Annotated in this window: 26 protein-coding genes; 19 read left to right on the top strand and 7 right to left on the bottom strand. The window is 45.0% G+C overall.

Annotated elements, in window-relative coordinates; translation table 11 throughout:
* Positions 1–151: 151 nt before the first annotated feature.
* The 4 genes from SK066_RS22910 to SK066_RS22895 all read left to right on the top strand — a co-directional run bounded on the left by SK066_RS22910 (position 152) and on the right by SK066_RS22895 (position 4,881).
* On the top strand, positions 152–574 hold the full coding sequence (locus SK066_RS22910) for a hypothetical protein (RefSeq protein ID WP_320543168.1): 423 nt from the start codon (positions 152–154) through the stop codon (positions 572–574).
* A 196-nt stretch (positions 575–770) separates the two neighbouring features.
* Positions 771–1,856: a 5-methyltetrahydropteroyltriglutamate--homocysteine S-methyltransferase gene (locus SK066_RS22905; protein WP_320543167.1), complete on the top strand. Its 1,086-nt coding sequence runs from the start codon at positions 771–773 to the stop codon at positions 1,854–1,856.
* A gap of 27 nt (positions 1,857–1,883) precedes the next feature.
* Positions 1,884–3,383 carry an aldehyde dehydrogenase family protein gene (locus SK066_RS22900; RefSeq protein WP_320543166.1) on the top strand — a complete coding sequence of 500 codons (1,500 nt, stop codon included), beginning with the start codon at positions 1,884–1,886 and terminating at the stop codon, positions 3,381–3,383.
* A 277-nt stretch (positions 3,384–3,660) separates the two neighbouring features.
* Positions 3,661–4,881 carry an MFS transporter gene (locus SK066_RS22895; protein WP_320543165.1) on the top strand — a complete coding sequence of 407 codons (1,221 nt, stop codon included), beginning with the start codon at positions 3,661–3,663 and terminating at the stop codon, positions 4,879–4,881.
* A 218-nt stretch (positions 4,882–5,099) separates the two neighbouring features.
* On the opposite strand, the gene SK066_RS22890 is transcribed toward SK066_RS22895, so the two are convergent.
* Complete coding sequence (locus tag SK066_RS22890; RefSeq protein WP_320543164.1) at positions 5,100–5,666, bottom strand: TetR/AcrR family transcriptional regulator; 567 nt, start codon at positions 5,664–5,666, stop codon at positions 5,100–5,102.
* A gap of 221 nt (positions 5,667–5,887) precedes the next feature.
* Here SK066_RS22890 and SK066_RS22885 point away from each other — a divergent pair, with 221 nt between their 5' ends.
* Positions 5,888–6,574, top strand: coding sequence for an NAD(P)-dependent oxidoreductase (locus SK066_RS22885; protein WP_320543163.1), 687 nt, complete (start codon positions 5,888–5,890; stop codon positions 6,572–6,574).
* A gap of 113 nt (positions 6,575–6,687) precedes the next feature.
* Here SK066_RS22885 and SK066_RS22880 read toward each other — a convergent pair whose 3' ends face one another.
* Together SK066_RS22880 and SK066_RS22875 are read right to left on the bottom strand one after the other, a co-directional pair.
* Positions 6,688–8,736, bottom strand: a complete 2,049-nt coding sequence (locus SK066_RS22880) for a right-handed parallel beta-helix repeat-containing protein (RefSeq protein WP_320543162.1) — start codon at positions 8,734–8,736, stop codon at positions 6,688–6,690.
* 277 nt (positions 8,737–9,013) lie between these two features.
* On the bottom strand, positions 9,014–9,997 hold the full coding sequence (locus SK066_RS22875; RefSeq protein ID WP_320543161.1) for a YndJ family transporter: 984 nt from the start codon (positions 9,995–9,997) through the stop codon (positions 9,014–9,016).
* Positions 9,998–10,415: 418 nt separating this feature from the next.
* Here SK066_RS22875 and SK066_RS22870 point away from each other — a divergent pair, with 418 nt between their 5' ends.
* The 8 genes from SK066_RS22870 (at position 10,416) to SK066_RS22835 (ending at position 18,906) form a co-directional block, all read left to right on the top strand.
* Positions 10,416–11,846 (top strand): VanZ family protein, encoded by a 1,431-nt coding sequence (locus SK066_RS22870; protein ID WP_320543160.1) that lies wholly within the window; start codon positions 10,416–10,418, stop codon positions 11,844–11,846.
* A 237-nt stretch (positions 11,847–12,083) separates the two neighbouring features.
* Complete coding sequence (locus SK066_RS22865) at positions 12,084–12,917, top strand: serine/threonine-protein kinase (RefSeq protein ID WP_320543159.1); 834 nt, start codon at positions 12,084–12,086, stop codon at positions 12,915–12,917.
* A gap of 185 nt (positions 12,918–13,102) precedes the next feature.
* Complete coding sequence (locus tag SK066_RS22860; RefSeq protein ID WP_320543158.1) at positions 13,103–14,413, top strand: TerD family protein; 1,311 nt, start codon at positions 13,103–13,105, stop codon at positions 14,411–14,413.
* A 181-nt stretch (positions 14,414–14,594) separates the two neighbouring features.
* Positions 14,595–15,197 carry a suppressor of fused domain protein gene (locus SK066_RS22855; RefSeq protein WP_320543157.1) on the top strand — a complete coding sequence of 201 codons (603 nt, stop codon included), beginning with the start codon at positions 14,595–14,597 and terminating at the stop codon, positions 15,195–15,197.
* Positions 15,198–15,519: 322 nt separating this feature from the next.
* Positions 15,520–16,185: a hypothetical protein gene (locus tag SK066_RS22850; RefSeq protein WP_320543156.1), complete on the top strand. Its 666-nt coding sequence runs from the start codon at positions 15,520–15,522 to the stop codon at positions 16,183–16,185.
* Positions 16,186–16,318: 133 nt separating this feature from the next.
* Positions 16,319–16,600: a hypothetical protein gene (locus SK066_RS22845; protein WP_188776032.1), complete on the top strand. Its 282-nt coding sequence runs from the start codon at positions 16,319–16,321 to the stop codon at positions 16,598–16,600.
* Positions 16,601–16,733: 133 nt separating this feature from the next.
* Complete coding sequence (locus SK066_RS22840; RefSeq protein ID WP_320543155.1) at positions 16,734–17,015, top strand: hypothetical protein; 282 nt, start codon at positions 16,734–16,736, stop codon at positions 17,013–17,015.
* A 148-nt stretch (positions 17,016–17,163) separates the two neighbouring features.
* The gene (locus SK066_RS22835; RefSeq protein WP_320543154.1) at positions 17,164–18,906 is read left to right on the top strand and encodes an ABC-F family ATP-binding cassette domain-containing protein; all 1,743 of its coding nucleotides are present in this window, start codon (positions 17,164–17,166) and stop codon (positions 18,904–18,906) included.
* Between the two features lie 148 nt (positions 18,907–19,054).
* On the opposite strand, the gene SK066_RS22830 is transcribed toward SK066_RS22835, so the two are convergent.
* Entirely contained in the window at positions 19,055–19,435 is a 381-nt protein-coding gene (locus SK066_RS22830; protein ID WP_320543153.1) for a hypothetical protein, read from the bottom strand.
* A 117-nt stretch (positions 19,436–19,552) separates the two neighbouring features.
* On the opposite strand from SK066_RS22830, the gene SK066_RS22825 reads away from it, so the two are divergent.
* The gene (locus tag SK066_RS22825) at positions 19,553–19,819 is read left to right on the top strand and encodes a SunI/YnzG family protein (RefSeq protein ID WP_320543152.1); all 267 of its coding nucleotides are present in this window, start codon (positions 19,553–19,555) and stop codon (positions 19,817–19,819) included.
* Between the two features lie 174 nt (positions 19,820–19,993).
* Positions 19,994–20,395: a VOC family protein gene (locus SK066_RS22820; RefSeq protein WP_320543151.1), complete on the top strand. Its 402-nt coding sequence runs from the start codon at positions 19,994–19,996 to the stop codon at positions 20,393–20,395.
* 299 nt (positions 20,396–20,694) lie between these two features.
* Here the strand turns inward: SK066_RS22820 and SK066_RS22815 are convergent, their stop codons facing one another.
* A complete protein-coding gene (locus SK066_RS22815; RefSeq protein ID WP_320543150.1) occupies positions 20,695–21,906 on the bottom strand; it encodes a DNA cytosine methyltransferase in 1,212 nt (403 codons plus the stop codon).
* Positions 21,907–22,123: 217 nt separating this feature from the next.
* On the opposite strand from SK066_RS22815, the gene SK066_RS22810 reads away from it, so the two are divergent.
* A complete protein-coding gene (locus SK066_RS22810; RefSeq protein ID WP_320543149.1) occupies positions 22,124–23,017 on the top strand; it encodes an HNH endonuclease in 894 nt (297 codons plus the stop codon).
* A 280-nt stretch (positions 23,018–23,297) separates the two neighbouring features.
* Positions 23,298–23,678: a VOC family protein gene (locus SK066_RS22805; protein ID WP_320544951.1), complete on the top strand. Its 381-nt coding sequence runs from the start codon at positions 23,298–23,300 to the stop codon at positions 23,676–23,678.
* Between the two features lie 214 nt (positions 23,679–23,892).
* Here SK066_RS22805 and SK066_RS22800 read toward each other — a convergent pair whose 3' ends face one another.
* Positions 23,893–24,288, bottom strand: a complete 396-nt coding sequence (locus SK066_RS22800; RefSeq protein ID WP_320543148.1) for a MerR family transcriptional regulator — start codon at positions 24,286–24,288, stop codon at positions 23,893–23,895.
* 318 nt (positions 24,289–24,606) lie between these two features.
* Between SK066_RS22800 and SK066_RS22795 the strand changes: the two genes are divergently transcribed.
* Entirely contained in the window at positions 24,607–25,239 is a 633-nt protein-coding gene (locus tag SK066_RS22795) for a flavin reductase family protein (protein ID WP_320543147.1), read from the top strand.
* Positions 25,240–25,412: 173 nt separating this feature from the next.
* Here the strand turns inward: SK066_RS22795 and SK066_RS22790 are convergent, their stop codons facing one another.
* Positions 25,413–26,279: an SDR family NAD(P)-dependent oxidoreductase gene (locus SK066_RS22790; RefSeq protein WP_320543146.1), complete on the bottom strand. Its 867-nt coding sequence runs from the start codon at positions 26,277–26,279 to the stop codon at positions 25,413–25,415.
* A 177-nt stretch (positions 26,280–26,456) separates the two neighbouring features.
* Between SK066_RS22790 and SK066_RS22785 the strand changes: the two genes are divergently transcribed.
* Positions 26,457–26,951 carry a MerR family transcriptional regulator gene (locus SK066_RS22785; RefSeq protein WP_320543145.1) on the top strand — a complete coding sequence of 165 codons (495 nt, stop codon included), beginning with the start codon at positions 26,457–26,459 and terminating at the stop codon, positions 26,949–26,951.
* The last annotated feature ends 17 nt before the right edge of the window (positions 26,952–26,968 follow it).

Here is a 26,968-nt window from a genome sequence, read left to right as displayed (position 1 = left end):
AGTGTCTGAAGATCAATAGCGTTTTGTTGCATCGAATCTATCGAGTGCAGCTTCGTGATCTGTTCTTGTGACGAATGGAAGAGAATCCTTTTTCTTTGTAGAACTCTAATTATCCAATAATGTAACCGTTAACAAAGTGGAGGTGATCTTTATGTACAAAAAAATAATCCCCTTCATGTTCAGCCTGATTTTCGTATTGGCAGCTACAGCTTGTGTCCCGCCCGGAACGGAATCTTATTATGCTTCGCAGTATGAAACCGACTCTGAGCAATTCGATATTCAGCTACATGTGATCCAATCGAATACGCCTGCTCCCAAAGAATCAACATTGCTGATCCGAAATAAAGCAAGTCGAGAAACTGGAGAACCCAATATGAAAGTGAAAATATATTTTCACGTCTACGATGGATCTATCGAAGGTCAGCTCAATCAAACCACAATAATTGATGTTACGACCATTCCAGCTCCTTTATTAAACGGGTTAGATTTTAAAGCGGTGGTTGTCTATGGGGATCAGAAGGAGGAAATTACTTTTCATCGCGCAAAGATAGCACGGAAGCATTTTAGACCCTAATGCTATAACTCCAATTGATCATCCCCTATACATTAAGCTTTATATGTATGCTAGAACTATTTTCTATTTAGAATATTCGATCTAGCTCATCTGCTATAGCCCCACCATATGACCAGACATACCTTTTTCATATGACAGAACTCTTCTTCCCTCATGTTATACTCAAAGGAACAATAAGGTAGAAGGAGCAAGTCATATGATCCCATTCCGACACGACCATGTAGGTAGCTTTTTACGTCCTGGCAACTTGAGTCAGGCGCGCGAACAATATAAAGTAGGTAGCATCACACATGAGGAATTACGAGCTGTAGAAGATCAGGAAATTATCCGCATCATTGAAAAGCAGAAGGCGAACGGTGTGCTCGCGGTTACAGATGGCGAGCTGCGTCGAAGCTGGTGGCATTTTGATTTTCTCGGTGGTCTGGATGGCGTAGAGCTGTATGAACAGATCGAAGGGCCCAAATTCCACAATATGCAGACGCGTAAAGGCGGGATTCGCGTTGTCGGCAAAGTCGATTTTTCGAAGCACCCTTTCGTAGAGGATTTCAAGTTCGTCAAGCAGCACGCAGGTGATACTGTAGCAAAGCAGACGATTCCGAGTCCGAATATGCTGCTGTATCGCTTAGAAAATGATGCGAATGTGTATACAGATCGCGAGGCGTTCTTGCAGGATACGATCGTAGCGTACCAAAAAGCGATTCAAGCGTTCTACGATGCAGGCTGTCGTTACCTGCAACTGGATGATACGGCATGGGCAGACCTGTTCTCTGAAGCAGGCCATGATAAGCTGCGCGCTAAAGGATTGGAGCCAGCGCAAGAGCTGAAGACGATGCAGCGCATGATTAACGAAACATTGGCGAACAAGCCAGCGGATTTAGTCGTGACGATGCATATTTGTCGGGGCAATTATAAGTCGAACTATTTCTCGACTGGCGGATATGATTATGCCTCTGAAGTGATCTTTGGTGGCCTGGATGTAGACGGATTATTTTTGGAATTTGACGATGAGCGTTCAGGTAGTTTTGATTCCTTGAAGCATGTGAATCGCAAAGACCTGAAAATCGTACTCGGTCTGCTCACCTCCAAAACAGGCGAGCTTGAGGATAAAGAATACATCAAGGCGCGGATTGCCGAAGCGGCTACGTATGTACCGTTGGAGCAGCTTTGTCTAAGCCCGCAATGTGGATTTTCGTCGACGGAAGAGGGCAATATTTTAACGGAAGACCAGCAGTGGCGTAAGCTGCGTTATGTGAAGGAAATTGCAGACGAGGTATGGGCGTAATCTATTTAGATAAAAAGGGGTTATTACATGACAATTCAAGCAGATCAGCATGCTGTTCCTATCGTGACCGTTGAAGCGTTGATTAATGGACAGAATGTAACGTCCGTTTCTCAATCAGCCAGAGAGAATCCGTCCAATCCGTCCGAGATCGTAGGCTATTTCCCTGTGACGACGAAGGAGCAGGCTGTCCAGGCGATCGAAGCGGCAGCAGCTGCGTTCAAAACATGGAAGAAAACCGATATCGAGGACCGCATCGCGAGCATGCGTAAAGCGATTGAAAAGATTCGAGCAGCTGAGAACGAAATCGTGCATTTGCTATCCAGAGAGCATGGCAAGCCGCTATATGATGCACACGGCGAAATCTATGTGTCGTTGATGTGGATGGAGTTTGTATGTAATGAAGCGGCAGCGGCTCTCAAGGAAGAGGTTCAGGAGCATGATCACGGCAAAACGATTCTGTCGTATGACCCGATCGGCGTAGTAGCGGCGATCAGCCCATGGAATTATCCGATTGCCCTGTCTACGATCAAGATCGCCCCTGCCTTGCTAGCGGGCAATACGATCGTACTTAAACCAAGTCCGTATGCACCACTCGCAGCAGCAAAAGTAGCGGAGATTATCGCAAGTGAATTCCCGGCAGGCGTGATCAATGTCGTGCATGGAGCTGCGGATGTGGGTGTGGAGCTGACGACGAACCCACATGTGGCGAAGATCGCTTTTACAGGCGGTACGGAAACGGCGAAGCATATTATCAAGGCGGCTTCGGATACGATCAAAGATATGACGCTTGAGCTGGGCGGCAATGATGCGGCGATCTTCCTGGATAGCTTTGACGTTGAAGATGAGCGTGCGATGCGCCGGATTGTCGTTTCCAATTTCCTCACGACAGGTCAGATCTGCATGATCGCCAAGCGCGTGTATGTGCACCGCTCGATCTATGATCAGTTTGTGGAGAAGTATATCGAGGCGGCAAATCGCTGGATTCGTATCGGCGATGCGTTCGATCCAGAGACGACAGTCGGCCCGGTTAATAATGTGAAGCAACGGGATTACGTGCTGAGTCTGGTTGAAGATGCGAAGCAGCGCGGCGCGAAGGTGATTCCGCTTGGACGTATTTTGGATCAGAAGCGGTTTGATGAAGGATATTATCTGCAACCTACGCTCGTTCTGGGTTGTGATGCGCATGATCCGATTGTAGTGGAGGAGCAATTCGGCCCTACGGTTCCGATTTTGCCGTTTGATGATGAAGAGCAGGTGGTTCAGCTGCATAATGAAAGCATTTACGGATTGACGAGCTCGGTATGGGGCAAGGAAGAGGATGCGATCTCTGTGGCGCGTCAGCTGGAGGCTGGAACGACGATGATTAATACGGCTGCGGTGCAGGGGCTGGATGTTCGTTTCCCATTTGGCGGCTTCAAGCAATCCGGGATTGGTCGTGAGTATGGTGTGGAGGGTATTCGCACGTATACGGAGCAGCATGTGATTAATGTGCCGAAGATGCTGGATTTGCCTTATATTCCGGAGTAAGAGGTAGAAGAATTCGTCTAGAAATGTTGCCGTGTATGGCGAATAAAGCTTTTAAAGAAGCGCCCTGTTTACTGATTCGTGAGAATCGGTGGATAGGGCGTTTTTACATAAAAGGGTGAAAATAGGTTGATGATGCTAATCCAGAGATACTAGATATATTTACGTAGAAAGACAATATGTATTATAATAATATAAATTTTGTGATCGGAGGCTAAGCCGTTGTAAGTACTCAATCTTTCCACAACATGAAAACTGAATATCGTGGAGGATGAGGAATATGCTTACAAAATCGTTCCATAGATTATGGCTGAGTCAGGCTTTATCGACTTTAGGCGATATCTGGTATATTTTAGCACTGGTCGTAACATTATATAACCTTTCCGGTTCGGCATTCATTACTGCTCTGTATCCTTTGCTGAGATCGATGGGGATGACGGTAGGGAGCATCGTTGCTCCTGTCATCACACCTAAGTTCCGGTTGAGTCATCTGCTGACGATTTGCCTCAGGGGGCAAACGATCGGTCTAAGTTTACTCGCTGCGTACATTCTCCTGTATAGTCACGAGCGACTGAGCATTGTGCTGTTAGTTAGTATAGTGTTCTTCATCTCTATTCTAGAAGGAATTGCAGGGCCAGTCAGATCATCATTGATTCCTTTAATCGTACCGGAAGCTTCACTATTACAGGCGAACGGGTTCCTAAATGGAGTCATACAAACCTGCTCGCTTGCTGGATGGGCACTTGGGGCTATTATCGTTTCGTGGCTCGGTGCAGGGCTGGTCGTCGTTATCTCAGCTCTACTGCTCGGTGCAGCGTGGATCATTGCCTCTCTTATTCGCAAAAGTGAAACTGCTATCCTTGAAGTCTCTCCACCTACTTCGTGGTGGAGTTCGATTCATGTCGGCTGGCAACACTATTTTCGTGTACCTAAGCTGCGTCTTCTCTTCTGGATGAACATCTGGGAAGGGTTGTTCGGAGCGGTATTTGCTGGAGCCTTCCTGCTTGTATTCGTAGGTGAGCGTCTACATGCCGAGGAGATATGGTGGGGATGGATCAACGGGGCGTATCTAGGTGGGTTTGTAATCGTTAGTCTACTAGTGAGCCGTTTGCCTGGGCAAATACAAAACCTAGGTAGGATGCTCCTCATCGGTAGTGGAGGCTACGCTATTATAACCTTTGGATTTAGTTATACATCGATTCCTATTTTGGCACTTAGTGTGATGCTGATTCTAGGTGCTGCTCAATCCGTCAAGGATCTGGCAGAACGTACATTGATTCAAACCAGTGTACCTTCTTCGGAATTGCCGCCCATTTTTGCTGCTCAATCATCCCTAATTTCGCTTCTGTATGGAGTGTCATTATTATTGTGTGGATGGATTGCGGATACGCTCGGTATTCAAGTTCTATATGTATTTGCCGCGGGTAGCTTTGCAATTTCATTTGCAGGTGCGGCTATCTTTATTGCTATCGGTGATAAGCAGCGCCAGGAGCAAACATAATCTGATCTATCGGAGTTTTCACAGGTCATCCTTTATAGGATGGTCTGTAAATATATCTTTAGAAGTCGTATTTTATAGAACCTTCCTACATATTTTTAAAAGCAGTATGATATAGACCTTTATTCCTTATCTATCAAGTAGAAATTATAAATAAGTATAGCGTTGATTGAGGAGTTGGTTTCTTTTAATGCGCCAGTACATTTTAGTTTAACTTTCCTTCACGCAAGCGGTAAATTCGCTTTCAAATTCCGCTCAAGCAATATTCCTACTCGCTCCGCCATAATGGACGGTGCAAGCGACCTGTCCGTTTTAAACCACCATTCCACTACCCCTACGATTGCAGCTCCTAGAAATTGAATATCTACCTTCACACCATCCGTTATTTCCTGATCGCTTCCCTTTTCTAACTCCTGTAGGAAAAATTCCAAGAGTCGATTACGGAAAATAGGGCTTCCTGTACTCGCCAGCATTGTAGAGAAGAATAAAGCATGGCGCTCCAAATATTCAAACCATACGACCAATACATCGGGTTCGGTATAATCGACATCATCCTCTGTTGATTCGCACAGTTGGTGTAGTTCATCCATATGCTCTTCAATCAGTTTATCCAGAAGGTCGAATTTATCTGTGTAATGAAGATAGATCGTTCTTCGACTCACATCTGCTCTGTCGGCAATATCCTGTATTGTGATTTGATCGAAGCTTTGTTCGACCAACAGCTCGATCATTGCCTTTTTGATCGCTTGTTGAGATTTGCGCACTCTTCGATCTACCGTAGAGGCCATAAGAGCCACCTGCTTTCCAGCATAATAAATGCACAATTATATAAGATTCGTGAACTAATGCACGTAATGCACTTTTTTAGCAATTGTAGCTATTCGATATCTGAATACAATTATACATAGATGACACTTAATGCACTAGTGTGCATTTTGGAGTGGGTGAGCATTACGAGATACGGGAATAAAAGCACATCATATTGAGAAGTTAAAGGAGAAATGGATGTATGAGAATTGCGGTCATTGGAGCGACGGGGGCAACGGGAAGAAAAGTAGTCGAGCGTGCGCTTGAATTAGGGCATGAGGTTATAGCAGTAGCACGCAGACCGGAAAGGATTGCTTCTGCAGAGCGATTGAGTACACGGCAAGCAGACGTATTGGACGCGACCAGCATAGGGAAAGCTATTGCGGATACCGATGTGGTTATTAGCTGCATAGGCCCAACAAAAGCATCTCCAGCGGGTACGTTCATGGCGAAAAGTATTCCGAATGCGATTGCGGCCAATTTCTCTCCAGGTACGGTGATGTCTGAGGGGACTCAAAATATTGTGGAGGCGTGTCAGCGTAATGGAGTTCAGCGCCTTATTATGCAGAGCGGCGTCGGCTTGAGTGATGGGAGAGAGCTTACGATCGGTAATCGATGTCTGCTGGGTATTAATCGCCGTTTACTCTCGAAGGCGATCCAAGATAAAGGGATCGCCGAGTATACGGTACAGCAGAGCAGTCTGAACTGGACCATTATCAGGCCAACTGGAATGAGTGACACGGCTGCTACGCTAGACTATGTAGCAGGCCCAGCAGCACGAATTAGTATGACGCGAACATTGTCTTTTGCCGATTGTGCGGATTGCCTTGTGCGAGCGGCGACGAGTGAGCCAGACTGGGATAGGATGATTGTTAATGTTGGGCGATAACTAGCATGCATCGTGTCTGTACCTTTCTCCACAGTTACTGCGTTATCGCATAACCAACCACTTCATAAAAAAAGATCCAGCCACCTCTAATGACTGGATCTTCCCTCATAATATTAAATCTCAAATTCAACTGTACTGCCACTATCAACTGCACCATGCTCAGCCCATTCAAAAGGCCCCGGTGTAACAGCCCCATCCGATCTCTTCACTCCCATAAAATCCGCATCCAGCTGATACGGCGAACCATCCGGCTCCTCAAATCCCATATTCGCATGATACGCCTTACCCAGCAGATCGGTCGTAACCCGCATAGCAGCAGAATGTCCCTGAAGTTGTTCCGCCCCATCGATCTGAACCCGAACGCGCACCTCATCATGCATAGAATCCACATCAATCTGTATGTACTTCGCCGCATCGGTCTTCGCATCTGCTTCATGCCGACTTGGAACCGCCCCATTCAGGAACACATTGCCACCCATCGCTACCGGAAGCACTGCATTCCCGATGAAGAAATCCTTCGCTGCATCTCCCAGCTCGATAAGCTCCTCTTTCGTATATTCCCACCAGCGCTTATCCTTGAAATTAGGATGCTGATCATACCCACCGAGTCCCACAGCATGTAAGTAACAAATCGAATCGTCCGGCACCCCATCCATCACCGTCTTCCCATCCTCGCCAACATTATCCCGTGGCTTCAACGGAAGATGCTCGAAAAACGTGATCGGTACAGGCTCCTTCTCCCCATCACCATCGCCGATAAAGATATTATTGTAATACCGATCATCCCCACCCGTAATATTCGAGTACCCTGCCATCGCCGTTTCATGTGGAAAATGATAAGGCGTCACACGCGTAACCTCAGAGCGAACGACAAATCGACCTGCAAATAAATTATGAGCAAATGCCCCACCTTGCGCCATATTTCTAAAATTCATCGGCGATAGGAACAGATTATGATCGACCATATACGGTCCGTGACACACCTCCACGAACAGGTCTTCCGATAGGTTATCCCAAAATACATTGCGGCTAATTCGCGTTCCCTGTGCCTGCCAATCCAGCCAGAGCGCACGGTAGCAGCTAGTGATCTTATTTTCCATAATCTGCGTATCCAGCGCCGCATGCAGCTTGATGCCAGCAACCTCTGCGCCATGTCGAAGCCGTTTGTGATGAATATTGTAGATGCGGTTTCCTACAATTTGGCTAAATGCTGCGCCCATATGACCGACAATGCCAGCCTGCTCGCAATCGTGAATCACATTACCACGAACGATATGACTGCCGACCGTATCCTTATGCCAGCCCGCATGTAATGCGCGTAAAATCACTTCCTGCTCCCGCTGCGTGCCGCCTTTGCTCTGCTTCTCTAGCGGCTGGTGACCTGTACCGATAGCGGTGCCAAGACTGATGCCTACGCATTTTGATTCACAGATCGTATTGTTTTCAATGATCCAGCCCTTGCTCCAGTGAGGGCCGATCAAGCCTTCCTGATAATCTGTTGGTGGCGCCCACTGGGGAGAAGCCTGACGAAGCGTGAAGCCACTGACGGTGATATAGCTACGCCCCGGTTGATCTGGCCAGAAGCAGTACGGACGCACGTTAATCTCTACATTTTCCTGACGAGGATCTTTTCCACCAAAGGTAGCCCAGATGGTAGTCGTCGTCGAGCTGACTTCGGCATACCAGACCAGTAGAGAATCGTCAGTATATTTGGCGTCTTGCCATACCTTTGGATTGCGAACGCTTTCAAAACTGTCGCATTCGTATAACGATTTTCCGTCCAGATACACTTCACCCAGATGAACAGGAAACGCCCCGTCAAATAACCAGTCTCCACTCAGCTCGGTTGCAAACGGATTACGCACGGAAAAGATCGAATTCGGTACTTCGGCGCGCCATACATCGTCTCCTTCGGACTTCCAGTCGGTGATCCGTTCCGCTCCGGTAATCACGACCTCGCCGTCACCTGCGGAGCGGTAAACGATGCGATGCTCTGCGGTTCCTCCATTTGCCGGATTCACCCATTCTCTGTATACACCTGCATGAACGATAACAGTATCGCCAGCCACTGCTCCAGCAGCAGCACGCGATATCGTGCGAAGCGGCTGCTCTACGGTTCCTGAATGCCGATCATTCCCATGTACAGCTACATGATATTCCATAATTCATCTCCTTCTGCCTACCTTGAGCCAGTCCTTCAGCTTGCTTCACAGCTACAGGCGGGCTACTTTTAAAATGGTGGTTGTATCGAATTATTATACTAGAAAGTAGATGGAATGAGAGATATAGGAAAGTGGAAGCTAAGTGCAAGTATAGCGTTCTATACAATCCAATGATGATCGTTAAACAGCCTTCATCCTGTACGTAGGGGGACGAAGGCTGTTGATTTTAATAGATCACTAGTCATCGATATTCTCATGATTGGGCAAAAGGAATTGCTCATCTGCTCTCGTAAGCGAGCTTGTCCCTTCTAGCATCCATCGAGCTTGCCATATACACCCAGCCTACAAGCCCACATAATACAAATCCAAACGCGTGCAGCGCGCCATATACTGGAATGAAGTCCAATATCGTTAAGGCAAACTTTCTTTTCAGCAGGGGATAGAACATGGAAATGACGATCACCGTATAGAAGGCGAGACAGGAAAGCACGAGAAAGACAGATGCCCTCTTATATAATGGATTCCGCTTCAAATACGTAAGCAGATACGTTGTGTAGATCACAATATTACAGGCAAATAGAGCAACACCGATGTATTCCAGTGGCTTCGAGACGATCATCCCAATCGCGATCAGGATCGGCCCGATGATGTCGACGACAACGATCCATGGATACCAGCTACGCTTGGTCATAATCCGCCCCAGCATACCGATGAAAATAGGAACAATCGCAGACGAAAAATGAAAATGGATGGAGCTAAGTGCATGTGTTGCTGGAGTGGCCTGAAATACCGTCCATTGATACTGATATAACGTGAACCACAAGCCGCCGATAAAAAAGTAAACCAGTCCCGCACCGATTGCCCATTCAGCTATTTTTCCCTTATGTACGATGATCGTCATGATTCCATATATACCAAGTAGCAAGGTGAGGACAAGCCAGCCGAGGGAGAGCGCTCCTGGTAGCGCTGTACCTTGCCAGCCCCACATCGTACTGCTCATCACAGACGCTAGCGCAAGCAGTGCTGCGGGGAAATGAAACCACTTGATCGCTGTATAGATCATACGCTGGCTGGTGTTCTTGTCGTCGTATTTTAACAGTACAATGACCAGCGGAACGATGATAAAAGCGGCAAATAGCAGGAATTTTTCGACGAGCTGGAGTTGGAAATAATCAAGCGAGAATAGCAGGGCGATTAGAATTGCACCAGGCAGGATCGGTACGAATAACGACTTCAGTAGATGCTTCGGGAAACGGTACATGAAGGCTCCTTTCTAGTATGCTTTGTACGGGTTATCGATATGGAATGCTGTTCGTTATACATTTGTGGGGATGAACGGGCGACTCTTTGGTCATAGTTTAACATAGTTAGTCGGGGATATACCCTGTACACGGAGGAGATTGTAGATGTGCAGTATGATTTATGATGTCGTTATGAAGCAGACCACTTCATCTTAGGAAGTGATTTTTATTTTATATACGCATGTAGGCATACTGATCGAAGCTTACTCTGCTCTTACTACGCGCTAGAATATATTGCGATCAACTGCGTCTATCAAGGTCATACCGAAAACCATTCATCATTTTTTGAAGAAACTGTTACACAATACGCACAAGTAGCGTCTTCCTTATAGCGAAACGCATTCATATTCATACAGAGAAATGGAAGGGAGTACACATATGGATATTCAAGGGATACTTAGCACACTATTCCCACTTCTACCTAAGGTACTGGTAATCGCACTCGTGTTTTTAGGCGTTATCTCCCTTTTGTATATGGTATACCGCAAGAGGGGCGGCAAGAGAAGATTTTCAGTAGTGCAATTTGTAGCAGCTTATTTGCTTATGATGTGGTTTGGTCTGGTGATGATGTTAACGACATTCAGCAGGGGAGCCAACTTTGAAGGCTGGGTGAATTTTCGATTGTTCAGTGGTTATCTGAGTGCCTGGAATCAATGGTCGCTCAGCGAATTTCAGCTTATTATTTTTAATATGATGATGTTCATGCCGCTTGGTTTTTTGCTGCCACTGCTGAGTATGCGAATGCAGCGCTTCACGCCTGTGCTCGTCGTTTCTCTCAGTGTAACGATCGGTATTGAGCTGCTCCAGATGCTGAGCGGAAGAGGGATTTTTGAGTTAGATGATATTTTCCATAATACGATCGGCAGTGTAGCAGGCTACCTGGTTATGCAGGCGATATTAAGCAGCATAGCGAAGCGAAAGCTAGACTTCAAATCCACAGGGCTTGCGCTATGTATTCCGATGGCGTTTGTTATATTGTTCACCAGTGCATTAGCCGTGTATCAGTCCAAAGAACTGGGTAACCTCTCGATTCGACCAGCGATCAAGCAGAATATGACCGGAGTCGATGTACAACTGGATGCTAAGCTTCCAGAGCAGGGGCAGCCGGTTGCACTCTATGTCAATCATCGTATTTACAATCTGGAATACGGTGAGCGTATGGCTGCGCTAGTTCAGCAGTCCTTCAGCCTTCAACAGCAAGAAAAGCGAGTGGATGGAATGAACCGAATCTGGTCATTTGCCGACAATAGTGGCAATCCGTACACGTTTAATTATAACCTGAAGGACGGTGGCTGGCAGTTGTATAGTGAGAATAGAGAAGAGATGAGGCTCAGCAAGGAAGAACTAACCAAGCACAGAGCGTTCTATGAAAAATGGATGCTGGATCATGATATTCTGCCTGAGAATACTACATTCAGCACACAGGATGAGAACACACTGAGATGGGATATCCGTAAGCCAGTAGATGCTGTTGCTGGCGGCGAAACGGATTTTGCAAATGGAATGGTCATGCTGATGCCTGCTAGCACTGCCCAGGGCGCGCCTAGTGATTTGTTTTATGTGATGAATCAGAATGAGTATGTGCGCAAGGTGGAGGCCATAAGTCCGGTACAGGCGTATGCGCAAGTTCTTGGAGGGGATTTCTACGTGTACAATAATCTGAAAAAAGGCGATCGCCTGCGTATTGAAAAGTATGAGCTTGCGTATACGTATGATTCGAAAGGATATTACCAGCCAGTGTATCGCTTTATCGGAACAGTGAATGGAGAGCAGTGGGAAACGCTGATACCGGCGATGTCGAATGCGTAGGTGAAGCTGCTTGTTGCTTCGTTACTGCGATAGAATGAGAATAGTTGTAATATTTTGTGATGTGTAGTTATAGGCGATCTCTCTATCTCAATAGTTTAGTCTTGTGTCATAATTGGATAACGATCTACGGGATCAACCTGAGATTATCGGTGGAAGAAAAGTGTACACCTTCATAAGGTGAAAAGTTTATAAGCTCCCGCCCAGCACACAAGACGAAATGAGATATGGAGGTCGCCTATGATGATCACGAAAGCGATCGATGGCATCACCTTTGAATTGAAGGAAGAGTTTGATTTTAGCTTTTTAGCGGAGTATGGCACGGTCTTTGCTGTATTTGATCGTCAGGATTCTGGATACATCTGTTTTGGTGTGCAGAATAGTCAAGGAAAGCTCTTTATAAAAGTGGCAGGTGCAGCAACGGTATATAGTCATACCCGTCCAGATATGGCGACCCAGCGGCTGCAATCTACCGTTGCTATTTACGAGGATTTACAGCATCCGACTCTTATCGGGATTATCGAGCATAAGGAGATTTCGGGTGGCTATGTCACGGTATTTGAATGGTTTGAAGGAAATTGTATGGGCAGGCAGTATGCTTCGCATGAGAAATTCCTGGCACTGCCGTTAGACAAGAAGCTCAAGGTGTATGAGACAATTGTGCAATTTCATATTCATGTCAACGAAAAGAGATATATCGCGTTAGACTTTTATGATGGATGTATGATGTATGATTTTGCAGTCAATGAGACTAGAATTTGCGATATCGAATTTTATGCCCCAAAGCCAGTCATCAATACGATGGGACGTATGTGGGGATCAAGTCGCTATATGTCTCCAGAGGAGCTTGAGCTAGGCGCAGAGATCGATGAGCGATCCAATGTATTCCTGATGGGCGCTACTGCCTTTCAATTGTTCGGTGGTGGAACCCAGCGGAACCAGGCGACATGGCAAGCAGGTGAGCAGCTATTTCAGATTGCATTGAAGGCAGTTAGTGTGAGAAAAGAAGATCGTTATTCGTCGATCAGTGAATATTTTGATGCGTGGAACAAGGTGATCAAGAGTCGTAGTTGATGCAACAAAATCATGCTATGAGAACAATCTTCCTCCTGTATATTTATGTATATCCCAACTATGATCTTCCTGTGTTACTATAGGTGAATCAGTACATATTTTGAATGTAGATACTCGATGCTTAATGATTGATGTGTAAAGAACCCAGTTGAATACAAACCATATATGAACGGGAGTCGGTTTGCATGAATCAAGTTCTTCCAATGGGTGCCAATACGAGTTTGACTACGGCGAGCGGTCATATCACGATCAGCCACGACATTTCTCCTGCTATCGACGTCTCCCTAACCGCGTTTCTTCTTACCGATCAGGATAAAGTTCAGGGAGATAGCGGCATTATTTTTTACAATCAGCCAACTAGCGCTACAGGGGTAGCGACGCTGTTACCGTCCGAGCAAATTGGCAATACGAAGGTACATAAGCTTCACTTTGATATGGACAAGGCTCCTGCTGGCATTGCTAAAATAGCGGTGACCTTAACCGAGGATAACGGTACTGGATTTGCGAATGTAAGCAATCTAATAGCTGAAGTTGCTACCAGCAATGATATCATTCAGCTCCATCCATCTAGCTTCCAGAGCGAGAACGGTATTATTGTGCTGGAGCTGTATTTGCGTAATGGTGGGACAAAGGTCAAATCGATCTGGCGTGGATTCGATTCAGGTCTGGAAGGATTGTGCATCAACTATGGGGTTGAGGTGGAAGCGAATGAACCGTCTTCGTCAACCGCACCGCAGCCGAGTGCCGGTCATACGTCTCCATCTATTCAAGCGGCAAAGCAGTCTACCCTGACTTCTGAGTCGTCTGCTTCGCCTTCGTCCGTTCCTACACTATCGACTGCATCACCTGCCGCAACTCCCAATAATCAGCCATTGCCTTCCTCCATCAATCTGCAAAAGGTTACAGGCAAGGTCAATCTTGAAAAAGGGCAGAAGTCCGTCATTATCGAGAAAACGCCAGAGATCACTGCGACCGTATCGTGGGAAACGGGAACCGATTACGATATTTACGCACTCGTCTATACGAAGTCTGGCGAGCAGATCGATGTCGCGATGTTCGGTGCGGAGGATGTGCCGCCACTGCAAAGCTTTGGTAACGGTGCGGTCGAGCATATGGGGGATGTCGGTCGAAGCAATCAGGCAACCAAAACAGAGGTTATTAAGCTACGACTACGAGATGATATTCTGGCTGTAGTGCCTGTCGTATACTCAGCACAGTCGAATGGAACGGGGTCATTTTACCGCTATAAGGTATCGATGAGCATTGATAATCATCGCGGAACATCAGTCACGATATCGTCTAAGAACGCGAACAATAACGATAAAATCTATACCTGCGTGCCCGGCATCCTGCAAAATACAGCAGATGGCGTGATCATCAGCCCGCTGGAGCTATACAGTGAGCCAAACTCGGAATACCGTCCCATGCTCCGAATGGGATATTCGGGTATGGTTGAGGTGCTTATGGATGAAGGGCCTGTGAATGATTATAAATAGTGAGTTGAAGAGCTAGACGGGCAAGCAATACAGCGTATTACAAAAGAATAAAGCTCAAGCAGACTAACGGCTTGAGCTTTTATTGTTGAGTTGGGCTTATTCCTCCATAATGAAGAAGTGGTGTAATGAACATAGATTGGTCTTCCAACCGATCATGCAGAAAAGTGAGGGTGTGCTGAATATGGTGACTGAATCCAATCCAGAGCAACAATTGGCATTCGATATTCGAAGATCGATCATTCTGGGTGCATATATTCGGGAGTGGTCGATGCCAGCCTATCGAGTGCTGCTGAATCATCCAGATCGAGCCATTCATGTGGAGATTTATTATTTTCCGGCAGCTGATGAGGACGATATCGCTAGATTTGCGACGGTTGGATTATCCAATACGCTTCGTTCTAATGTGCAATCGATCGGTACGGAGTGGATGCTTGCGCTGACAGCGGATTTGGGAGACGAATCGGCTGAGCGGATATTTACATATATGTGTGATCTGCTCGTGCATCATATTGAGGTGGCTCCAGATTCTCGCATCCCCCGGATGATGGGAGAAAGCGAGCTTGCCCCGGATAACTGGTCAACCAGAGCGCTTTTACTGGATGAGCTGAGGGGAGAGAGTGAGGAGCTGGAGACCATTCATGTGGGAGAAGAAGTTATTCAGATGATCTGGGCAGTGCCGATCACTACGCAGGAAGCTAGCCTGATTTTGCAAGAGGGTGTGGAGGCTTTCGACTCGTATGTAGAAGAAAGTGAGTATTCGATTATTGATCCCTGTCGGGAGTAGGTCGCCCGGATGTAGGGATAGATGAAGATAGTTAAGGTAGCGTAGGGGGAGCATTTCCGTGCGTATAGGTTCATCCGAAGCGTACAATGATAATACCGGATAATAAAACAAGCTGAGTTCAGCGAAGTAAGTTATTGTATGGAGAGTAGAGCAGGCGTATGGGGATGAACGTAGCTATCTTCTCATATAAAAGGCATATCACACATAACATATCATATGTACATCCAACCTATTCAGAAGCTACACTGCATGGCTATCCCAGGTTACAGTTCGCCTCAATCACACCCTATTACATTCTTAATGGAGGAGTTGGACAATAACGATGAAGAATCCCATTCCTATACTAGAGCACAGAACAGACTGCATAGTGTATCATGCACAAGCAGAGGTATCGAATGAAGATGCAGCAGGCTGGATCGGCGGGAATGCGCCAGCATATTTTGACGATGAAAATAAAAATAATCTCATTGATCAGCAACAAGCTATTCCTATACATCGGGAACGCTCAGGCTACCTCTTTTACCTGAGTTTGCGCCATCCGTTTCAGCCAGAGAAGATGATTTCGATTTTTATCCCGAAGGATTATGACGAGTATGTGGAGCATAATATCTATCCGGATTGTGCGATCAAGGTGATTGAGCATTCGATTTCACCCGAGAGTAGTAAGGATACATTTACGCATCCCAGTCTGATCAAGCACAGCATTTCTCAAGGGAAAGTGATTAGTGATCGCGAATCAATAGAATTGCCTTTTCTGATCAAAGTAGGTGGTACGCCAAGGTTAATCCAGCAGGAGGACTATTACACAGCCGAGCTACAGCAGCAATCGTTCTCGTTCTTCTTGCAAGTGGACGAGGAGGGCTACCCGGAAACATTGCTCGCGGAAGACGGCAGTTATCCGTTCGGTTTTGGTGCGTTATATGTGTACGCTAAAATAGAGAAGAATGAGATCACGCAGTCTGTTGCAGGCTTCTGGCAGTTTTCTTGAGGGTGATCGTTAGCGGGGCAGGATCGATTATAACAAGGAGTAACGGATCGATCGACTTTTGATTTTGGAGCGTTTTTGAAATTGTTTTATACCGGAACCGCATTAGCAAATAGCGAAAGGTAGCGTGATCATCATGACTTTCCGATACACCGACTATGTTCGTTTAAAAAAGGGCAGATATCAATCCGTAGGCAAGTTTGGCGAGGATATCTATGCCTATGAGATTCTAACTGGCGTGGCGGATTCCCCGGAGTATCACCAGATTTCGAAGGAAGAATTCGATTCGTTTGAGAGCTGGGGGCAGCAGGAGCCAATGGATATGAAGAAGTTTTATGAGATTAAGAATCGACCTGCACTGTGCGGTGGTTATCTGGGGAGCGAGTATTTGGATACGTCGCGATTGCAGGATTTGTAAGTAAACACGAAAGGCTCTCCATTCATTAAGCAGGCGTTATACGTAGCTCCTATCCTTAACAATAGATGATCTTTGAAAAGATATAGATTGAGCAATTACATACCTTCACACAACGAAAGGACACGTGATCATCATGAGCTTCCACTACAAAGAGTATATGCGCCTGAAGGAAGGCGGATACCACTCTGTCGGTAAATTTGGTGAGGATATTTATGCGTATGAAGTGTTAACGGGCTTTACCGATACACCGGAGTACCATCAGATTTCGAAGGAAGAATTCGATTCATTTGAGGTGTGGGGTCGGAACGATGCTATGGATATGAAGAAATTTTATGAGATCGCCGAGCGTCCTGTTCTATGCAGTGGGTATCTGGGTAGAGCGAATTTGGATACGTCATTGCTGCAAGACCTATAGCGATAAAAAAGATACATGGTTTACCTTCACAAATCCATTGTACTCCCCCATAAACAGTGGTACTCTGAGGTGTGGCACACGCAAACGGGATGTTATGCAGTACATCCGAGGTTCACCCCCATTTTAGCTGCAAAGAAAGGTAACACAAATGATTAAAGTTGATAACCTGTCCTTCTCGTTCCCGCAGAAGGAATTGTATACGAATATTTCTTTTACACTGGAAGAAGGGCAGCATTGCGCCTTTATCGGAACGAGCGGCAGTGGCAAAAGCACACTGGTCGATATTCTGCTGGAGCCCAATAACTACCTGTTCGATGGCAAGCTAGAGATCGATCCAGCTTGCACGATTGGATATGTCAGCCAGTTCTCACAGGTCGATCGAGCAGAAACGATGACGGTGTTTGAATATATCGGGGAAACCTTTATCAAGATGCAAAATGAGATCAACGCGATCTACGCAGAGATGGAAACGACAGACGATATGGATGCGCTGATGGAACGCTGCCAGCTGGCGCTGGACGCATTCGATGCAGTGGATGGGCATAATTTTGAAAATACGATCAACAAGCAGCTTAATCTGGCTAATCTGATGAAGCTCAAAGACACGGATGTCTCCTCCTTGAGCGGCGGCGAATTCAAGCTGGTGCAGGTGATGAAGGAAATGCTGGGTCGCCCCGATCTGATGATTATGGACGAGCCGGATGTATTTCTGGACTTTGAGAACCTGAATGCACTCAAAAAGCTGATCAATTCCCATAAAGGGATGCTGCTGGTCGTAACGCACAACCGCTACCTGTTGAATCATTGCTTCAATAAAATCATTCATCTGGAAAACAAAGAGCTACAGGAGTTCGACGGACGCTATATCGACTATAACTTCTCCTTGCTACAGACGAAGATCGAGATGCAGGAGATTGCCGTTGCAGAAGCCGAGGAAGTGGCACGTAATGAGGCGCTTATCGATAATCTGCGTACGATTGCGACCTACAATTCAGATGAATCGCGTGGTAGAGCGCTGAAGGCAAGAATGAAGCTACAGGAACGCCTGGAAGCGAGCCGCATCAAAGCACCATTCGTTGATGTGAAGCAGCCAACGATTCATTTTGAGCTGGAGAAGCCACTGACCGAGGATACAGTCGTGGTGAGCGTGCAAAGCTACGGCGCTGCCTTCGATGAGCTACTGCTGGAAAACGTAAGCTTTGAGATCGGCGCAACGGATAAAGTCGCGATCATCGGTGCCAATGGAACGGGAAAAACGACATTGCTACGCGACATTGCCAAAAACAACCATGAATCAATTACGATCCATACCGATGCCAAGGTAGCCTACCTGTCGCAGCTACAGGACGAAACGCTGCAAGGCTCCAATACGATGCTGCACGAGTTCATCGAAGCCGGATTCGCAACGTATGATGATGTGCGTGCCTACCTCGCTACACACGGCTTCGAGGGCGAAATCCTGAATCAGAAGATCGAATCGCTATCCGGCGGTGAAAAGAATATTCTACAACTGGCAAAAGTGGCTGCAAGCGGAGCGAATCTGTTGCTGCTCGATGAGCCGACCAGTCATCTGGATATTTACACGCAGATCGCACTGGAGAAGGCAATTGTCGAGTATACAGGCGCGATTGTGATGATCTCCCATGACTTTTACTCGGTTGTGAATGGAATGGACTATGTGCTGATCATCGATAATAAGACGATTCGGAAGATGAGCATGCGGAAATTTAGACAGATGATCTATGCAAGTCATTTTAGTAAGGATTATTTGCAAGCGGAAGAGAAGAAGAAGGCAGTCGAGATGCAGATCGAGCTGGCGCTGAAGGATACAAATTTTGAGAAGGCGAAAGTGTTGGTGGATGAGCTGGAGGAATTGATTAAGGCGCTGTAGATTTTAGTCTTAGGCTGCTTAGTATCATTCTTTACTGAATAGATACGAGTATTGAATTTAGAATCGTGATTACATGAGCTCTCCGATCTGGAGAGCTTTTTGTTTATAAATATACTTAGAAGCTCGTATATCTTTATCTAAAATTGTACTACCACTCCGTAACCCATACTGGCTTCAGATCAGCATAGCCCATCTCCTCTAAAATCCCCCACCCGGATTCGATAATCTGAGGCTTTCCTTTGAGCCATAGCTCAGGTCGCTGATCTAACAAATATGCAAGAATCTCAGCGATATGCTTGGGTCGGGCTACGTGAACGATCACCTCTGACTCATTCTGCTGTGCAGTAATATCGTAAAATGCCCAGAACGTATAAGGCTTCTCAGGAGGTGATGTTGCCTGGAACAACAAAGTGATTGTACTATTTTTATTGCCCTTAACAGAAAGATTCAAGGTGAAACAAGCACCGCTGGTGTACCAGTATACAAACTTTTGATCATGTACAATGATATTGCGAAGTGAAGTCTTCATATGTCGATTCGCCTCTCCTTTATCTCCATCTATGGACTGTCGCGCTCAAAATGGATTTTCCTCCCACTTATGATATCATATACGTATCCCTGTTTTACCCAAAGGAGGAACCTCAACATGCTAGGACTCGATGTAAAGAAAGTAGACCAGGATATCATTATCAAGTATCAACTCAGCAAAATCGTCATTCCGGTTGCCGATATTGTCAGCGTCTCGCTGGACGATACGTATGGTGGCAAGGAAGCAGATGCGATTCGTATCGGGACGCCTTATGGAACAACGGATCGAGTAGCGATTCAGACGAAGACACAGAACTACATATTATTTACGACGAACTATACGCAAATTATGAATACGATCAACTCAGCCATTGAAGTTAGCTAAATACAGCAAATATCCAATGAATATTCCAAAAAGGCTACTGACAGTACGTTGTCAGTAGCCTTTTTTTATAATGAGTTGTATAGCGAGAGGGTGAGGCGTAACCGCATCTGGATACATCTATGACCTTACTATCGTTCAATCCCATGCACCACGAGAAAGGATGTTAAATAAACGATGAATTTTGCTTCTGTACGTATCATTACCGACGATCTGGATCGTCTGGTATCGTTCTATGAAAAAGTATTTGAGATGCAGGCCGAGCGACTAGCGCCTGTATTTGCCGAGCTGGTGCTGCCGTCTTGTACACTGGCAATTGGGCATTCGCAGACCGCGCAGCTATTTGGCACGGATACGGTAGAGGCGGCGAGTAATCGCACGGTCATTTTAGAATTTCGAGTGGATCATTTGGACGCTGAGTATGTGCGCTTGCAGCCGCTGGTAGAGCAGTGGGTGCAGGAACCAACGACAATGCCGTGGGGAAATCGTTCGATGCTATTTCGTGATCCAGATGGGAATCTGGTGAATTGGTTTGAGCCCGTGACGGAAGAAGCGATGGAGCGGTTTGGTGCAAGATAGTAGCTATATTCATAAGAGAAAGGTTAGTATGTATACCAGGACTTGACTTAAAGGCCAACTGGGATGCTGGATTTTTGTATATTTTATATTCATAAGTTATTACAGAAAGTATTTTGTTTTAATAGACTTGAGTACAATATAATGCCGATTTTTTTATAGTAAGATATGTATTATATGTTTATCTACACTTCATACATTTTGTTTTAGTATTATGCATAATGTAAAACATACAACCTTATTTTGCTTTATATAGACAAAAGAGAGCCTGAAAGGCTCTCTTTATTCTACTAAATATCAATTCAAATATTAAATGCTAGTTGTTGTTGATACGGAAGTTCTTCGTAACCAAGCTGTTTCAATAAATCTTTCATATGACAAGCTAAGTGATAGGCCAATAATGGTGGCACAGCATTTCCAATTTGTTTAAACATTGCAGTTAATGGACCTGGAAAAATAAAGTTATCCGGAAAGCTTTGTAATCTAGCTGCTTCTCTAACAGAAATTGATCTAGCCTGCTTACTATCTGGATGAATAAAAGCTAAACCATCCTTGTGTAAGTGAGCAATAATCGTTGGCGAAGGACGATCAAAATCGATTTTACGATAAAAATCATTAAAGCCTTTGCGAAGCCTAATCGGAATTTGGTCTGGATCTAAGTGTTTAAGATTTTGAAATGGTTTCAAAATGCGAAATAATTCCCTATCTCGATCGTTCTGATAACGAGAAACATGATTGTATAAATAGCCATTCTTATAGTTGTTAGCTCGCTTTAGTTTCTTAGAATTAGAATTCAGCTTTTGTAAATAGCCACTTCTTTTTTTGCTTGTGAAAGGCATACAATGTTGACCATCTTTAACACCTAACTCAGGAAGATCACTAATAGCATCTTTTACTGTGAAGTAACTTCCTTCGCCATAAATTGGAGTTGGATGGCTAATAGAGGTATTTAAATCTTTCCGTACTCCTAAAAAGATAACTCGTTCACGATTTTGAGGAACACCAAACTCTACTGCTCTAACTATATCTGTTGTAACATTATATCCAATAAAATTGCCCTCGGGATCATCATATTCAAAATCTTGTTCGATATTTTCTTTAACAGATCCTTTATGCATAGAATAAAGACCTGGAACATTCTCCATTAAAAACATTTTAGGTTGAAAGTGGCGTACATATTTTACAAACTCTTTATATAGCTTATTTCGAGGATCCTCTCCAAACTCTCCAAAAGATTTGCTTGTTCCAAGGCGTGTTCCGATCATGGAAAATCCCTGACATGGTGGACCACCTATAATAAGATCAAACTGAGACTTTCCACTTTGTGATGTAAGCAGCTCTGGCGTAAGTTCAGTTAAATCCCCTTGAATAATGAAAGTTTCAGGATGATTTTGTTGTTGTGTTATACATGCTTTTTGATCAATTTCTACGGAAACAGAAACATCAAATCCTGCTTGGAGAAACCCTTCACTTAATCCTCCGCAACCAGAGAATAAATCGAGAACTTTGTACATCTTGAACTCCTTTCCTTGTGCTATCTCTTAATTTGGAATAGAGTAACACGTACCTAATAATTATACTCTATATTGATCTGAAAGTAGTTAGTAACTTTAGATAAAACAAATAATTAATAATTTATCTTTTCGTTTATAGAATGAGTTTTATTTGATGGCTTTTTAGATTAATATATACTTTATTTTAACCTATTAAACTATGAAAGGTAGAGACGACTTGCCAAAATTCACCGCAGAACTTATGAGAATCTATAATGCTAATGCAGGGGCTTATTCAGAAGTTACAGATAGAGAAGCTACGGGAGATAAAAGTGTGACTATTGATCGAGATGAAAAAAATATACTTTATTCAGTGTATAATTCTTCGTCGATAGTACGAAGAGTTGGACATTCTTTAATTGATGACGTTTCTAGATATAAACAATTTACTGTCCATAATTCAAATAACCAGGAATATCAAACTTCATTGGCTGTAGTTCATCCTAAAGAAACAGGTAATGAACTTCGATTATATTTTAAAAGTGGTGAATTTTCCCCTAGAAGTGGAGATATTTGGTTCATATTTACTCGTTCAGGTGAAACACTTCTTCATATTGGTTGGAGCAGTAGAGCTAATTGGGATAGTGCTATTCAAGCTATACATGAAAATGATAAGAAAGTCGTTCGCTTTGAAGCTCAAGAAAAGATTGATGATGAAGATTTTGAGTATCAAAGACAAATAGGAGCTGCTGCAGTTAGGCTACCTATAGTATCTTCTGTTTTAAAATATAATCGGAACGCGTCAATAGGATTGAAAGCACAAGAATCTGCAGGATATAGATGTGAAGTAGATCCCAATCATAATACTTTTATTAGCGTTACAGGCAGACCTTATGTTGAGTCTCATCATCTTGTACCTGTTTCCCAACAGTCTCGTTTCCCTTCAGCAAGTTTGGATGTTGAGGAAAATATTGTAGCTTTATGCCCATTATGTCATCGTCACCTTCATTACGGAATTGGAGAGTCTAAAAAAGAATTAATAGACAGATTATGGAGATCTCGCAAAGATCGTTTGTCCTCTCGTGAAATTAATATTAGCTATGAGGAGTTATTAAAGATTTATATGAACTAACTTTCCTTTCTTCTAAATTTTAAATCTATGTATAAGTTCCATTATACAGAACATAAGTTCCTGTTTAAAGGTTGTAACCTAATATTATGCTATATTTTTATAAAACCTGTGAGGCTAGTTGAAAATAAAATATCCTTACCCAGAAAAACACCCAAATCAATGTGATTAACCCCATTATTTGGAAGGTGAGTTTCTTCTTCTTCCATCCGTTCGCTCTAATTTCCTTGCGCTCTCGGAGTGTATTTGAAGGACATTTAGATGGAATTTTGCTTCTGTACGTATCATTACCGACGATCTGGATCGTCTGGTATCGTTTTATGAAAGAGTCTTTGAGATGCAGGCCGAGCGACTAATGCCTGTATTTGCCGAGCTGGTGCTGGCGTCTTGTACATCGGCAATTGGGCATTCGCAGACCGCGCAGCTATTTGGCACGGATACGGTAGAGGCGGCAAGTAATTGTACAGTTATTTTAGAATTTCGCGTTGATAATTTGGGCGCTGAGTATGTACGCTTGCAGCCACTGGTAGAGCAGTGGGTGCAGGAACCAACGACAATGCCGTGGGGAAATCGCTCGATGCTGTTTCGTGATCCAGATGGGAATCTGGTGAATTATTTTGAGCCCGTGACGGAAGAAGCGATCAAGCGGTTTGGTGCAAGATAGTAGCTAAAGTTTGCTGCGTCATTCTCTGAATATACAGAATGATATGTAATTTAGAAAAGGAGTAGGGGTGTTGTATTCATAGCTATACATTAACCAGAAGCTATAGACTTCCTCATACCAATCAAAAGGCTAGCCATGCGGCTAACCTTTTTGATCCCATATGATCCTAAATGTATGGAACGGAATGTATCCTCAACAAGAACACATAGCTCCCCTACTCCTGCGCTAGCTCATGATATCCTTCCAACTTCGCCCGTGTCATCGCGATAATCTCATCCAGCTCCTGCCGCTTGGCTTCCAGTTCTGCGAGATATTTGGACAAAATTTCGGTTCGTTTGCTTAGTGTAGGTGTGAAATGAGCAGGGTCTTCCCCCTGCTTGATCTTCTCCATCACACAGCCATCACGGGTAAACTCGGTAATCTCTTCTAGCGATAAGCCTAGCTTTTTTAAATGAACAAGGCATTGGATATACGTAACATCGCTTTCGCTATACAGGCGTGCGCCGCCTTCTGTGCGCTGTGGATTTTTGAGCACGCCAATCTTTTCATAATAGCGAAGCGTGTAGGCGGTCAAGCCGGTTTGCTCGGTCACCTGGCTAATGGTTAGCATGGCATCGTCTCTCCTTCATTCTGTATACATATTATGATCGTACACCTTAGAGTTAGCTCGAAGTCAAGCTTTTCGATAGCTATTATGCGTCAGCTGGAGCTAAATTGGCTATGACATAGTGGATGCTTACGCTTTATTGCCTACAATGCGATCTGAATATGACGCTGCTATCAATTTATTTTCGATGCTTGACTTCGAGTCAGCTCTAATCCGTATACTTCAGCCATACCCTTTTGACGGCACCGAATTGGCGTTAACGAAAGGGAATACGATCAGCGTGATGCGTATACATGGATAAGAAGAGAGGATGCGATAAGCATGGAGATTATTACCGACCAACTTACTTGGAAGGACAGCTACAAATTATATACAGGATCGATTGTTCCGAGACCGATCGCGCTCGTGTCCACGATGTCTGCGGAGGGCGTTCCGAATCTGGCACCATTTAGTAACTTTTGCGGTGTGTGTCCGCAGCCCTTTACCGTTGCCTTTGCTCCTTTAATTCGTCCAGAGGACGGCACGAAAAAGGATACACTGCGCAATATTGAAGCGACCGGGCAATTTGTGATCAATATTGTGACCGAGCAGATCGTAGCACAGGTGAATGAAGCTTCGTTTGAATTTGCCTATGAGGTGAATGAATTTCAGGAGACGGGCTTAACGCCTGTGCCTAGCGCACAGGTATTGCCTTATCGTGTAAAGGAAAGCCCGATCCATATGGAATGCGTGCTGGAGGATATTTTAACGATTGGCAAGGGAGCAGGGTCTTCCAATCTCGTGCTCGGTCGTGTGGTGCAGATGCACATCGATGATCGTATTTATGATAATGGGAAAATTGATCCGTTCCAGCTTCAACCTGTGGCACGCCTGGCAGGTGAATATTATGCTCGTATGTCTGATCTATTTACCATTGCAAGCCCAAAGCGTGACAAATCGATCGGTACGAAATAAACGCAACCATTGTCTATGGTCATGCAGGGCTTGAGGATAGGCTTCACCATATCTGATTATTAAAAATCATCCGTATTTTCCATCTAATTAGAACACAAAAGGAGTGACTTCCAGCGAAGTCCTCCTTTTGTGGCTTTGTATATAGCTTTATACTTCATATGCAAGTGAACTGTTCACTTAAACGAAGCCTCTTTACCAATAAATTCCTGCTCATAAATGCGATGTACCTGCTCCCAAATCTCCTGTGCCTGATCGCTGAATTTAAGCTTTGTAATTTTGCCTTTGGATATAAAAACACCTGTCTGGTTGTGATGGATGCTGCTATCCATGGCTCCTTGATACAGCTGCTCTGCGCCGTGAGTTGGTGGAGGGAAGAATAGCTTCATCAGCGGCTTAACCAGCAGCGGTAAGCCGGACGGTTTATCTTTGCGGAGTGTATTATTACCGCCTGGATCGACGCTGCGTATTATGATGCCTTCCCTGGCTACATAAGGTGCCGCTGCCTGTGTCCATAGCGATAATGCCAGTTTGGAGGAGGCATACGGGCCGATGAGCTTGCGGAAGGTTTGGGGTTGCTGTAGCGTAGCGTTGTCGATCTGGCGTGTGAATTGGAAGGCAGACGATGAGGTGTTAATGACCGTTCGGATCGTGCTGCGATGCAGAAGCTCGCGTAGCTCCATTAGAATGATATAAGGTACCACGGTCATCAGCTCGTAATGAAGCTCGCGCCCTTGCGGAGAATAGCTAAGCTCGGGAAAGCTTCTGCCTGCATTGTTGAATAACACGTCGATCCGTTGCTCCTGCTGCTGAATCTTGTATAGCACAGCGCGTAGAGGATCGTAATCCGCAAGATCAGTGACGGTATACGGTCGAAGCTGTCGGCTTTGGATTGCCTGCTGAATGGGAGCGTCTGCTAGCGAAAAGTCGGAACGGTTGATCGCAATGACGTTCCAGCCCTCCCGCAATAGCTTGCGCGTAAGCTCTAAGCCGATTCCGGCATTGGCACCTGTAATACAGGCGATATAAGGTGGTGTAGGCATAGGTCGATCTCCTTTGGGCAATGGAATAGTTGCTGCTGGTGCTCATTGTAAAACCTGGAGTCGACTTCAGGTCAAGCCCGTATATAGACAGAATCATAGTGGAACGATAAGCTTGACCTGGAGTCAGCTCCAGGTTATATCATGGTCAGTACAATAGCCGATAGGAGTGAGCATGCGATGGATATGGAGACGACATTTACGATCAAGCAGGTCGCTGAGCAAACAGGTATTAGTGAGGATACGATTCGTTATTATGAGAAGATTGCGCTATTGCCGAAGATCGCTCGCAAGGAAAATGGGCACCGTATGTACCGCTCATCCGATATGCAGACGATTCTGCTGCTGAACTGTTTAAAAAAGACCGGGATGTCTCTGGATGAGATGCGCCCTTTTCTGGATGTGTCTGCCGATGCTGATCCAGCGGAATATCCCGAATTAGTGCAGCTGCTACGCGATCATCGGGCAAATATTGTGAATCAGATCGCCTCACTACAACAGATTGTTGATTTTGTGGATATGAAGCTGGAAGAAGGCAAGTATCGACGTGACTTTTCTCAGGAGCAGTCCCACAATTGCACAGGCGCAATCACAGCAGCAGAAAAGGAAAAGCTGGTTTCTACAGTGCAGATGAATTATTTTTCGGTGCCCAATCGAGGAATAGAAATAGAATAGATGCATGCTGGATTATT

This window comes from Paenibacillus hunanensis (assembly GCF_034055775.1).
Taxonomy (GTDB): Bacteria; Bacillota; Bacilli; order Paenibacillales; family Paenibacillaceae; genus Saccharibacillus; species Saccharibacillus hunanensis.
Note: the sequence above shows the minus strand (reverse complement) of the source record. Positions and strands in the feature narration are given on the sequence as shown.